Here is a 12,860-nt window from a genome sequence, read left to right on the forward strand (position 1 = left end):
CCCGCCCATGCGGGCGGGGTCGGCCTGCGGCTCCCAATCTGCCGCGCCTTGCGCGGCAGGATTTCCGCCTGCGGCCTTGCGCGCCCCCGGGAGCACGCTCCCGGGGGGAGGGCGCCTGCGGCGCCCGGCCAGATCACAGAGGGAGAATTCCTGCCTATGCCTCAGCCTCTCCATCTCCTGCCGCATTCCGGGCACCCACCCGGGAGAAACCTCCGTGAACGAGGCCANGCCCNATCGCCTTTGCTACCTCACCAGTCACAGCAAATCGAATGCAGTGGTCTGGCCCGGATGANCAGGCCACGCTTCCCGGAGAGTTCTGTTTCAGAACTCCCCTGACAAGTCCTCTCCGATAAATCAGGACGATTCCCCCTCCCTCCTTGTGGTCTCCTTGCTTCGGAGTACCAGGTTGATCCGGAGCAGCGGGTTGGTCCCAAGTATGGGACCCCGGAAAAAAGGCTCGGGAAGAACGGGAGAGGGAGCATATTGTGAAAAAGAGTGTAACACGGTGGAGATACCGGTGGCAGGGATTCAAGACGATCCGCACGGAGATGACCCTTCTCTTTGGGGGAGTCTCAGCGGGTGTGCTCTTCCTCGTGGGCGCCGTCCTCCTGTGGCAGGTCCTGCAAATCCAGAACAGAACCGTCCAAGAGATGTCCCTGGAAATCGTGGAAGCCCGCAGCTCCGAGGTGGGACGATGGCTGGAGGGCCACCTCTCCACGGTTCGCCAGATCGCCCTGGGAAGGGAATTCCAGACCGACGAGTCTCACCAGATCATCGGGGAAGTCCTGGCAAGACACGAGACGATCCCCGAGGAGGTCGAAAACCTGTTCTTCGTAGATCTGGCCGGCGATTTCACCACCAGCGACGGCCTCACGGGGAACCTCTCCCACCGGGATTACGTCCAGGCAATTTACCAGGAGGGGCGGGACTACGCCGTGAGTCAGGGCCAGAGGAGTATGGCCACGGGAAACCCCATCGCCGTGGTTGCCCAGGCCCTGAAGAATACCCGAGGGGAGGTGACGGGCATCCTTGGTGCATCGGTCTCCCTGGAAGCCCTGGGTGAACTTACCCGGGCGATGCGCTTTGGCAGACACGGCCGTGGATCTGTCGTNGACGGCACGGGTTTGATAATCGGCGATGCCGAGGTCTCTCTGGTCCTTAATCTGAACATTGCCCGGGCCGAGGGATACCAGGGGCTTGCCCCCATCGCCCGGGAGATTCTGCAGGGCCGCTCCGGGAGAGGGGATTACCGGAACCCCCAGGGAGAGCGATACCACGCGATCTACGCCCCCGTTCCCGGGTCACCCAACTGGTCCGTGGCCTATCTGCTGCCCTATTCCGATCTCGCGGCACCCCTGATCAGGATAGCCTGGGTCACGGTGGGACTGATCCTTCTGGCGGTCCTGGCGGTCGTAGCTACAGCCTGGATGGTAGCTCGAAGCACAGCCATCCTCCTGAAGGATTTCGTGGATCAGGCCCGGGAATACGCCCGGGGCGATCTGACCCGGGATCTCTCCTCCGACTACGAACAGTACTATCTTCGAAAGCGCGACGAGTGGGGGGAGCTGGCGCGGGCCCAGGGAGCGATAAGCGAGAAGATGAACGAGATCGTGGGGAGCCTCCAGAGAGGAGCCCAGACGATAACCTCCACCAGCAGGGATCTGGCGCAGATAAGCAGCGATGTCTCCTCGGGAACTTCCCAGATGGCCTCAGTGGCCCAACAGCTTTCCCAGGGTGCCTCCGAGCAGGCGGCCTCGGTGGAAGAGGTATCTGCCTCGATGGAGGAAATGGCGGCCAACATTCGCCAGACCGCCGATAACGCCGGAACCACCCAGGACATGGCGCTCCTCTCGGCTGAAAAAGCACGGCGCAGTGGTGCTGCCGTGGCGGACACGGTGGGGGCCATGAAGGCGATCGCCGAGAAGATCAGCGTCATCGAGGATATTGCCCGGGAGACGAACATGCTATCCCTCAACGCTGCCATAGAGGCCGCCCGGGCGGGAGAGCAGGGAAAGGGTTTTGCCGTTGTGGCGGCCCAGGTCCGGAAACTTGCAGAAAACTCCGGTGAGGCTGCCAGAGATATCAGGCAGATCAGCGCCGGATCGGTGCGGATAGCCGAGGAGGCGGGAACGCTCTTGAATGAAACCGTTCCCGATATCGAGAAAACGGCCCATCTGGTTCAGGAGATCACCGCCTCTACCAGGGAGATGAACGCCGGCGCCAGCCAGGTAACCCAGGCGGTAATGCAACTGGATCAGATGGTCCAGCACACGGCCTCGGCCTCAGAGGAGGTGGCAGCCACCAGCGACGAGCAGTCGGCACAGACCAACGGTCTCGCCAGGACATCGGCCGCTCTCCTCGAAGAGGCCCAGAAGCTGGAAACGATCGCCGATTACTTTACTATCCTGAATCGGGGAACGGGCACATCCCCCGGAAGAGCGGGGCAGACGCCGCCGGAAGAGACCTCTCCGGAACAGAGGCGGCCCGAGCCGGGAGCACACCAGACCAAACACCTCAACCAGGCCGAACAACCTGACCAGACAAAACAGCCTGACCAGGCTAAACAGCTCGACCAGATCGAACAACCCTGTTCCGCTTCTCCTGCCGCTCCCGGAACGGAGGCCTCCCGAAAGGACTCCGAGACCGGGGAAGGCCCGCCCGCTCCCCGGAAGAAGATCGAACGCGGCATATCGGTCCTGGAGCAGAAGGCCCTCCTGAATCAGGACGAGCTGGATCTCACCTTTGAGGAGATGTAGAGTATGGCACATATTTCCGTTGACAAGACCCCCCGGGGATTTCGGATAACCCTCGGCGGCGACATTTCCCTCCGCGACGCCGCCGGTATCTTTGCAGAGTTCCACGAGGTGCTCAAACAGACCGGCCGCGACGAAACCATCCTGGTTGATACCGGATCCGTCACGGCCGCAGGACTCCCCTTCGTCCAGATCCTGATCATCCTCCAGCGGGAGGCCTTTGTCAGGGGAGTGGCGGTGGATTTCATCTCCCTCATGTCCCCGGCCGTGCACGAGGCGATCATCGATCTGGGGTGTCATCAGTATTTCCCCGAGTTGTTCGCTGGCCGGGATGTGCCCCCCGAGGAGGATCTTCTTTCTCTCTGCGGAATCTCCCGGGAAGGTGGAGTCTGATGGATTTTTCACCGGACCTCTTTCTTCAGGAATCGCGTTCGCTCCTTCACACTCTGGAGCAGGATCTGGTATCGCTTGAGGAGAATCCCCGGGACGAGGGACTGCTCCAGACAATTTTCAGGAACCTCCATACCCTGAAAGGGTCCGGTTCCATGTTCGGTTTCGAGAACATCTCGGCCCAGGCCCACGTCATGGAGAGTGCCTTCGACAAAATCCGGTCGGGAGTAATCACCGTTACCCGGGGGGTGATAGAGGAATCCCTGGCCGGGCTCGACAGGATTGCGGCCATGCTGGAAGACCCCGATCTTCAGCCATCCCTGGAGGGGTGGGCGCAGGTAACAGAAGATGCCCGCGACCAGACCTCGGAGAGCGCCTGCGGGGATGCAGAGGAGCCACAAAACCGCGTTTTTCATCTCAGGTTCCACCCGTCGCCGGAGATCCTCCAAAACGGAACAAGCCTGACGGGCCTTTTTCGGGATCTCGCATCGCTGGGCTCGGTACAGATCAGTTCCCATGATCTCAGACTGCCTCCCTGGGATTCCTTCGATCCCGCCCTGTGCTATCTGGATTTCGATATTCTCCTGGTAACTCCGGCGGAGGAGCAGGCGATCCGGGAGATCTTCCTCTTCGTGGAATCGGAGAGCACCCTCTCGATCGAAGAGGTCCCCTTCGACTGGGACGGAGACAGGACACCGCTGCTGGGGGAAATTCTCCAGCGCCGGTGTCATATCACGGACGAGCAGATTCAGAACCTCCTCGAGGCCCAGAAACAGAACAAGAAACTTGGTGAACTGGCGGTGATGCACGGCTTTGTTGATGAGGAAGAGCTCGAGACAGCTCTGGGCGAACAGCGATTCCTGCAGGAGCAGAAGAAGCACCGGGACCAGCCCGTTCAGCCCTCGTCCCTTCTGGTGTCGGACCAGAAAGTGAACGCCGCCGTTGATCTCGTGGGGGAGCTGGTAACCCTGAAGGAGCGCCTGTCCCTGCACGCCCTCGATGCACGGGACCCCTTGCTGGAGGACATCAGCGAAGAGCTCGACTTTCTTGTGAGTGATCTGCGCGAACGGATCATGGGAATGCGACTCGTCCCCCTGCAAACCATGTTCGCCGGTTTTCGTCGACTTGTCCGTGACCTTTCGGTAGAAACGGGAAAAGAGGTGGACCTCGAAATCACGGGAGGCGAAACAGAGCTGGATAAAACGGTGATGGACTCCCTGAAATCCTGTCTGGTTCACATGATCCGCAACAGCATGGATCACGGCATCGAAGCGCCGCAACAGCGCAGGGATCAGGGAAAATCTCCCCGGGGAAAGATATCCCTGCGGGCCCGCTACGTGGGGTCCCAGGTGGAGATAGACGTGGCCGACGACGGAGCAGGGGTCAGCCTGGAGAAAGTTCGTCAGAAAGCGGTCTCCCAGGGGCTCATCTCCCCGGACAGTTCGGTGTCCCGCGAGGATGTCCTGGGAATCATCTCCCGGCCGGGGTTCTCCACGGCCTCGAAGGTCACCTCCGTTTCGGGACGGGGTGTAGGAACCGACGCCGTACTGGCAGAAGTGGAAAAACTGGCGGGGCACCTCTTCCTCGACTATCGTGAGGGTCAGGGAACGACCTTCACCATCAGGATACCTCTCACGCTGGCGATCATCGACAGCCTTCAGGTTCGTGTGGGGGATCACCACTTCTCGATCCACCTGAACGATGTGAGGGAATGTTTTCTTCTCCCCGGTGCCCGGGAGTTTCTGGCGTCGAACCAGGGAGTTATACGGCACCAGGGGAGCCCTCTGCCTCTGGTGAACCTGCGAGGACATCTGGGGATCGAGGGGGCCCCTCCCGGGGTCGCTCACGTGGTCGTAGTGGATTCGGGATTTACCCGGGGCGGTATCGTCGTAGACGAGATCATCGGTCAGAGCCAGGTGGTGATCAAGCCCCTGAAGGGTGTTCCCGGGAAAACAGCCGAGATCAGCAGCTCTACCATTCTGGGGGATGGAGGAATCTCGCTGATCCTCGATATCCCCCGTCTTCTGGAGTCTCTCTGTGGTCATGAGGATAGCCACAGGAGCGGGAAAAACGCAAAAAAAACCAAGGAGGAACTTCTATGCAGCAGATAAGGGAAAACTCGGACCGAGGGGATTCAGTCGATTCAGCCGGTTCAGTCGGGGAGAGGGCGAAGGAGGCCCCCTCTGGAGAGACGGCCCGGGAAGTACAGCTTCTCACCTTTACCGTGGCCGGAGAACAATACGGTGTAGAGGTGGATCGGGTCCGGGAAGTCCTGGAACTNCCTCGTATTGTGAAGGTCCCCAAAACACTGGAATACGTTCGGGGAATTATCAACCTGCGGGGGACGGTCGTTCCCGTGATCGATCTGAAACAAAAGTTCGGTATGGACCGAACCGAAGAGACCATCGACACGGCAATAATAGTCATGGAAGTAACGGTCCAGGGAGAGGTGGCGATTCTGGGAGCCCTCACCGATTCTGTTCAGGAAGTGATTGATCTTCCCTCGGGGTGCATAGAGCCGGCACCGAAGTTCGGAACCGCCCTGGAGAACTCCTTTATTCAGGGAATGGGGAAACGGAACGACGAATTCATCATCATCCTCGATATAGACAAGGTCTTTAGCGTTCAGGAGATCTGTCGGTTAAACGAATCGGCCGAGGAAGCGAACTAGCCGGATCACCCCGGAGCTCCGCCGGGCGGAAGAGCAGGGCGAGGGAGTCGATCCCTCGCCCCGAGGTTTTTCAAGCTACGTCATCATCCGTACCCTCTTTCGGGAAACCTTCCCCGGATGAAACCCTTCGGAGCCGGTCTGCCTCGTGCGACGACGGGGGAAGAGCGAAGGGGTCCTGTGTCCCGGCAGCGACTCCCTCCGAAGAGAGGGTGAAGGATGCCACGATCTCCGCCAGAGAACGGGCCTGATCTTGCAGCTCCCGGGTTGCGAGCGAGAGCGCTCTCGTCTGGTCCGACTGGTTTTCGCTCGTGGCGGCCACCTCTTCGGCGGCGGCGGCGTTCTGCTGGACCATGGTATCGAGCTGAACCATGGCCTCGCTCACCTGGCGGGCGCCGGTGCTCATCTCCCGGGCCGAGGCGGTGATCTCCTGAACCAGGTCTGCGGTCTGCCTGATCCGGGGGACTGTTTCTTCCAGGAGGGCCCCGGCGTTCTGGACGGTCTCCATGGATCGCGCGCTGAGCGCTCCGATCTCTCTGGCCGCACCGGCGGAGTTCTCGGCGAGTTTTCTCACCTGGGCGGCAACGACGGCGAACCCCTTGCCCTGTTCGCCGGCCCGGGCGGCCTCGATGGCGGCGTTGAGGGANAGCATNTTNGTCTCCCGGGCGATNTCTTCGATGATGACAATNTTGTCAGCGATCTGTTTCATCGCCTCCACGGCTTCNNTGGCGGCCTGACCGCTCTGTTCTGCCTTCTGGGAGGACTGGAGGGCGATCTTTTCGGTGGCTTCGGCGTTGTCTGCGCTCTGCCGGATGTTGGCGGCCATCTCTTCCATGGCCGACGAGACCTCCTCCACCGATGCGGCCTGTTGGGAAGACCCTTCCGAGAGCTGCTGGGCAACAACGGCCATTTTTTCGGCTCCTCGGGCCGCTTCCTGGCCGATCTCCCGAAGGAGACCGCTATCTGTATTAACCCGTCCCGATATCTCCCCAATCGATGTGACAACTTCAGAAAAGCGCTGCTGCAGGGTCTGGACGCTCACGGCAAGGGTTCCTATCTCGTCGCTCCGTTCTGTTGTCCGGGGCGGGACAGGGTGATCCAGATCCCCTCGGGCCAGCACATCGAGATACTGCGAGAGTTCCTGCACCGGTTGTGCGAGACGACGTCCAAGCAGGGATGATACAAGCGTCACCGCAGCCAGCGAGATAACTCCCAGGAGAAAAAACTGCCTGTTCAGCCTCCGCAGGGGGACCAGGAGGGCTTCTCCTGGTACAGCCATGGCCAAGTGCCACCCGAAGTTTTCCAGGGTGACCGTGCGGATGATGTGGGGACGTCCCGCGATGGTTGTGGAGAACTGTCGTCCCCCGGATTCTCCGCTACCTTTCCCGAGGATACCCCTGGCGACCTCGGCGTAGCCGTCTATTTCCTCAAGGGAGGTGCCTGCANGTTCCGTATCGGGATGAGCCAGGAGCGAACCCTCCTGGTTTACAAGAAAGGCGTATCCTCCCTCGCCCAGACAGTATTCCGAGATCGCCTCGGTTATCTGACCCAGGGAGATGTCCGTTGCCAGAACACCGAAGATTTCCCCTTCCTGGTCACGCAGGGGGCGCGCGGCGGTTATGACCAGGTTCCCCGTATGAGCATCGACGTAGGAATCGGAGAAGCCGGGGCCCGTCTGGCTTTGTGCGGTCTGGTACCACCCCCTTTCGCGAGGGTCGTAGTCGTCGGGTATATTCCAGGCGCTCCCGGTGGTGTGAACGCCATCGCGGAAGGCGAGGTAGAGGGTGCCCACGGCATCGTCGTAGCCCGAGGATTGCAGAAAGGGATGATGATTTACGTGGCCAGGACCAAACTGACGAAGGGTCTCGTACATCCCGGGGGTCTCCAGGGTGTGGCCCACGCTGTCGATAAGGACGAGCTTTTTCTGGGCCCAGCTCTCCACGCTCTGCTGGAGCGACGCGAGATCCTGCCTGAGCCCCTGAAAGATCAGGCGGTTCGAAAGCGTTCTGGAGGAGAGGAATCCCGCCACGGAGAAGATCGCGATAATAGCAGCAGCCAGGAAGAAGAGGAGCAGGCCGAGTTTTGTCTGTAGTCTGAAAGCTTTCCGGCCCGGAATCTTTTCCCCGCGTGGCCTGATGAGGGAGGTGCTGGGGGATTTCCTGTCGTCCGATTTCCCGATGGTTCCCGTCGGGTCAGCAGAAACCGGGACGTCCTCGGGGGTCCCGGGGGTGGCAGGCTGTTTCGTCACGCTGTGGTCGTTCATGGGGATATCCTGTTTCTTCGTAGAGAATTTCAATGCCCAGGCCGCCCGAAGAGTCGGTTCTGCCTGACAATTCCAGTTGATCAGAGATAGTACGCGAATGAGGGGGGTAAATCGTACAGGATTATCGGAGAGGACATCGGGAGGAGGCTCAGGACCGGCGGGAGCCCCCCTCCGGCACATCGATCTGGAAAAAACTGCCCCGGGTGTTTCGAATTGTCAGGGTCCCCCCGATTTGTTTTACCAGCATCCTCACCAGGGTCATGCCCAGAGAGGTGCCCTCCGATGGGGCATCCTGGAACCCCGAGCCGTTATCGCAAACGGTGAGCCTCATGAAGGTGGGGTGCTGCGAAAGAGTCATCCGGAGTGTCGCCTCCTCACGGGGATCGGGGAAGGCGTGCTTGAAGGCGTTTGTTATGAGCTCGTTCAGGATGATCCCCAGGGGGATCGCCGTCTCGACCCCGGCAAAAAGCTCCTCCAGGTCGAACTCCAGGGAGATCCGCCGGTGTCCGTGGGCGTGGGCCAGATGGTGCGAGATCTCCCTGATATACTCTGCCAGGGAAATGCTCGAGCAGTCCCGGGTTGAGTAGAGCATCTGGTGTACCACGGACATGGCCATGATGCGGTCCCGACTCTTTACGAGGGCATTCACGGCTTCCTCGGGGGATTCAACCTCCTCGGCCTGGAGGTTCAGGAGTCCCGCTACGACGGAAAGGTTGTTCTTGACGCGATGATTCAGCTCGCCCAGGAGGGTCTCCTTCTCTGTCAGTTGCTGCCGGAGCTCTTCCTCGGCCGCGCGCAAGCGCTGTTCTGTCCGGATCCGGTCGGTAATGTCCCGGGCTGCGGCGTAGAGCAGATCCCCGTGAGGTCTTGTTCGCCACTCGATGTACCGATACTGGCCGTCTTTTCTGCGATAGCGGTTGATAAAGTTCTCCACCCTTCCCCGGCTTTTCAGCTCCTCCAGCATTCTCAGGGTTTCCGGGAGATCATCGGGGTGGACAAAGGAGAGAAAGGGCGTGTTTTCGATCTCCTCCAGGGGATATCCCAGGGTCTTCTCCCACTCCCGGTTAACCCGCAGGAGTGTGCCCTCGCTGGTGGCAATGCAGAGCAGATCGATGGCGGACGAAAAGAACCTGTCCAGCTCCCGGCTTGCCGCTTCTCTGGACGCCAGGAGCTGGCGCAGGTGCGCTATGCCCAGTATCACGGCGGCCGAGAAGATAATCTGCATGATCAGATAGTAGGAGCGTCTCAGGGAAACTCGCTGCATCCAGAAGGAGAAATCTGTCTCTACGGCCACGTGGATATCGCGATTCCTTAACGGACGGTGGTGCTGGATGCGGCGGACCTGATCAAAACCGCTCACGGCAACTCCCGAGAAGGTTCCTTTGTCTGAAACCTCGTGACCTGTGCTATCGGGGAAACTGGTGATGCCCCTGGCCAGATCGAGTTCGTGACCGTCCTTGAGCCCCGTGTATACCGTTCCCTGACGGTCAAAGAGGTAGATGAGCGTCCCCCGGTCCATCTGGAGTTCCTGAAAAAGCCCCGAGAAATAGAAGGGGTTTACCGAGGCCAGGAGAACCCCGGAAAATTTCCCCTCCCGGTCTTCCAGGCGCAGGCTCACCGGGAGATACCACTTTCCGGTAAGTCGCCCCAGGGTTGGCTCCCCCAGAAGAGGGCCCCGCCAGGGAGATTCCCGATGGTGCAGGAAGAAAGGACGGTCACCGCTGAAGGTGGGGTCAAAGTCCGGCTGGTTTGTTGCCACCACCTGCCCCAAAGCGTCTATCACCGATATGAGATTAAAGAGAGAACTGCGGGAGGCGACAAAGATCTGAAGGAGGTTGCTCATCTCTTCAGGACTGATACCACCCTCCCAGTTCTCCCGGAGGAGAAGCAGGGACGACTCGATTTGCGAAAAGGTCCCGCTGGCGTGTTTCTCCAGGACGGTAGCAAGGTTGCGGGTGTAGTCCTCTCCCCGGCCTCGCTCCAGCTGGTAATCCTTCCGGACCACCCAAAAAGTTATGGACCAGGTCCCGAGGAGGATAAGCACCCCCAGGATCAGGACCGGTTGCTTCTGCAAGGCGGGAGTCCGGGATTTCAGGGTGTCCCTCCAGATTGCCACGACGGACCCTGCCGGTGCAGGTCATCGCGGGTAGTGGTCGTTGCCGACGGGGACAATGATATCACGGTTCGCTCGTTCGGAGAGAGAAAGTGGAGGAATATTCAGAAAATAAACGATATATATTACCCCGGACGGGAGCTCGGGGCGGTGCAGATCACCCTGTTGCGCCCCTGCTGTTTGGCAGCGTAGAGCGCCTGGTCGGCCTTCTGGAAGAGCTCCTCCTGGGATGCTCCGCATTCGGGGTAGACCGAGATGCCAATACTCGTACTCAACCTCAGGTCGGGAGAGATCTCGGATAGTGTCAGAGATTCCACGGTCTTTCTGAGTCGTTCTGCGATCGCCTGTGCCTCGGAGCGGGAGGTCTCGGGCAAGAGGAGGCAGAACTCTTCTCCCCCAAAACGAAAGATCAGGTCCTTTTTGCGAAAGGTGTTTCGCAGGAGCTCTCCGATCCGTCGGAGCACGATGTCCCCTGCTGCGTGACCGTAGGTGTCGTTCACCACCTTGAAATGATCCAGGTCCATGACCATAAAACTCACGGGTTTGGAGGTGCGGGCTGCCTGGTCCAGGAGCGCCACGGCGAGCTTCTCTCCCTGGTGTCGCGTGAAGGCTCCCGTGAGGCTGTCCCGGTGGGCCAGCAGGGTGAGTCGTTCTACCTCGTCGTACAGACGAACCAGGGTGTGGATCGTGGCCAGGGCTATGGTCATGGTGTAGGGGAAGAGCGCGTATTGGGTGATAAAGGCCATGTTGCTGCTTCCCCGATAGTTTCTGCTGATGTAGATATCCACCAGGACCAGGAAGACCATAATCAGGGAAGAGACAAACATGAGATAAGCCGCCGGTGAACTGCGGAAGTTCCTGAAGAGGGTTCGCATGACCACTGCCAGCGGAAATATCCAGGAGATCTGGACCACCGAGAAATTAAGCCGTGTCAGGAAGAGTGTGCTGGGGTGCAGAGGGATCAGGAGAAGGAAGACTGCCGACAGGGCCAGATAGGCGCCGTGGATCGCCCTGAGCGGTTCCTTGAAGTAGGTCATGACGAAGAGCATAAAGAGCGGTATGGCGGCCCAGAGAGATCCCAGCTCAAACCGGGCCGCTCTGGCGTAGTTGTCAAAAACGATGAGGTTTGTCTGGATCCGGAAAAAGAAATAGATCGCCACGGCCAGGCAGAAGAGACCGTAAAAGAGGTGCTCCCGCAGTGCTTTTCGGCGAATGAAAAGAGTGAGGAAAAAAAGTCCCGTCATGGCGTAGCAGGCGGTAAGCATCTGTTTGATCGTATCGGTCAGGGCGCGCTGGCGCGTGAAATGATCATACGGCCCCAGGAGGGGGCGGGAGTAGAGCCCCGCCTGCCCCCAGGGCCTGGCCGAGGTGTAGATCGAGATGGTGTTCTCCCTGTCCCGGTAGAGATAGTGTCCGGGTACACGATAGAGCCGGGATATCCCGAAGGCTTCATCGGCTCCGCCCAGGTTTATTCCGCCGTTGCGTCCCAGGAAGCGGCCGTTTACGTAGACCGTGTCAAAATCGACCACGTGGCCCAGTTTCAGGGCGGGGCTGACCCCGCTGTCCACGGTGATCGGGGGGAGTGTGATGCGGTAAATCCCCCCCCTGAAGGACCGGGACGGGTAGTGGTGGGGAAGGGCCTCCAGCTCCCGAAGGCCCCCGGGGGCTTCGGGAAGATCCCTGAAAGTTTCCGGAAAAGCGGCTGCTTCTCTCCCCGGGCGGCCTGGCCCGGGAGGAATATTACCGTACCATTCCTCTTCGCGACCTGGGGAAAAAAGCATGCTTCGGGCTATGGCGTCCAAAAAAAAGGGCTCTCGAAGGAGGATGGCCTCTTTCGGCCTCCGGGGCTGGCCTCCCTGGACGCCGCCGAAGGAGAGATTCTCCTGAAGGAGAAGGGCCTCCCGGATCTCTCCCGGCAGGGGCTGCGCCAGACCCGGAAGGAGAAATAGTACTGCGCAAAAAGAAGCCACCCGTCCAGACATATTCCCATTATAATAATCTGTGTTGATTTGTGAGACCTGAATTGTCGGATTGCACGGTTGTTGTGCATGCTTCACGGACCCGTCCACGCCCTGCGGGTATGGCGGGGTCCGGGGATAGAGGTCTAAGGGGGAAGACGATGAAGATCAGGCCCCTGGAGGCCGGCCTGTGCCGGGCTCTGGTTCCGCTTGTGCATGACTGGGAGACCTTTTACCGGGGAAGGAAGGAAAGCACCTCTGAAGAGGCCCGTTCCTATCTGGAAAGAATCCTGGACGAACCTTCGGGAGGGGCCGTGATTGTGGCGTGCGAAGGGGAGCAGATTCTGGCCTTCGCCACGTATGCGATCCTGTATCCTGCGCCCTGCAGGTCGGGCCAGCTCTACATGAAGGAACTCTTTGTTTCTCCTGGAGCGCGAGGTCGGGGCGTGGGAAAGAAGATGATGAAATACCTGGCGCGCCTTGCCTGTTCCAGGGGATGCAGTCGCTTCGACTGGACTGCAGAAAGGACAAACCCCGGAGCAGGAGCATTCTACCGGGAGCTGGGAGCACGGACCGTGTCGGAGAAGGAGTATTACCGCCTCGATGGAGCCGATCTGGAGCGCTTCGCCGGGATTCCTCTCACCGTTCCACCGAAAAGCGAATCGGCTCCGGATCCGCTCATCACCGATTGACCCGAACCCCTCCCGGTGGTAGC

At 60.0% G+C, this 12,860-nt stretch carries 8 protein-coding genes; 5 read left to right on the forward strand and 3 right to left on the reverse strand.

Annotated features, from left to right (window positions below):
- The first annotated feature begins 548 nt into the window (after nt 1-548).
- The 4 genes from B071_RS0111365 to B071_RS17305 are packed head-to-tail and all read left to right on the forward strand — an operon-like array spanning nt 549 to nt 5,814.
- Nucleotides 549-2,756, forward strand: coding sequence for a methyl-accepting chemotaxis protein (locus B071_RS0111365; RefSeq protein WP_040588306.1), 2,208 nt, complete (start codon nt 549-551; stop codon nt 2,754-2,756).
- 3 nt (nt 2,757-2,759) lie between these two features.
- Nucleotides 2,760-3,146: an STAS domain-containing protein gene (locus B071_RS0111370; RefSeq protein WP_018527205.1), complete on the forward strand. Its 387-nt coding sequence runs from the start codon at nt 2,760-2,762 to the stop codon at nt 3,144-3,146.
- Entirely contained in the window at nt 3,146-5,254 is a 2,109-nt protein-coding gene (locus tag B071_RS0111375) for a chemotaxis protein CheA (protein WP_018527206.1), read from the forward strand. The genes B071_RS0111370 and B071_RS0111375 overlap by 1 nt, the downstream gene beginning before the upstream one ends.
- Nucleotides 5,242-5,814 carry a chemotaxis protein CheW gene (locus B071_RS17305; RefSeq protein WP_018527207.1) on the forward strand — a complete coding sequence of 191 codons (573 nt, stop codon included), beginning with the start codon at nt 5,242-5,244 and terminating at the stop codon, nt 5,812-5,814. Before B071_RS0111375 ends, B071_RS17305 begins: the two co-directional genes overlap by 13 nt.
- A 70-nt stretch (nt 5,815-5,884) precedes the next feature.
- Here B071_RS17305 and B071_RS17310 read toward each other — a convergent pair whose 3' ends face one another.
- From B071_RS17310 to B071_RS18595, 3 genes are all read right to left on the reverse strand, one after another.
- A complete protein-coding gene (locus B071_RS17310) occupies nt 5,885-8,254 on the reverse strand; it encodes a methyl-accepting chemotaxis protein (RefSeq protein WP_083914900.1) in 2,370 nt (789 codons plus the stop codon).
- Nucleotides 8,223-10,190, reverse strand: a complete 1,968-nt coding sequence (locus B071_RS0111390; RefSeq protein ID WP_018527209.1) for a sensor histidine kinase — start codon at nt 10,188-10,190, stop codon at nt 8,223-8,225. The genes B071_RS17310 and B071_RS0111390 overlap by 32 nt, the downstream gene beginning before the upstream one ends.
- Nucleotides 10,191-10,312: 122 nt before the next feature.
- Nucleotides 10,313-12,169 carry a GGDEF domain-containing protein gene (locus B071_RS18595; protein WP_083914902.1) on the reverse strand — a complete coding sequence of 619 codons (1,857 nt, stop codon included), beginning with the start codon at nt 12,167-12,169 and terminating at the stop codon, nt 10,313-10,315.
- A 137-nt stretch (nt 12,170-12,306) separates the two neighbouring features.
- Between B071_RS18595 and B071_RS17320 the strand changes: the two genes are divergently transcribed.
- Nucleotides 12,307-12,837, forward strand: a complete 531-nt coding sequence (locus B071_RS17320) for a GNAT family N-acetyltransferase (protein WP_018527212.1) — start codon at nt 12,307-12,309, stop codon at nt 12,835-12,837.
- Nucleotides 12,838-12,860: the final 23 nt, after the last annotated feature.

The organism is Alkalispirochaeta alkalica DSM 8900 (assembly GCF_000373545.1).
GTDB classification, from domain to species: Bacteria; Spirochaetota; Spirochaetia; order DSM-27196; family Alkalispirochaetaceae; genus Alkalispirochaeta; species Alkalispirochaeta alkalica.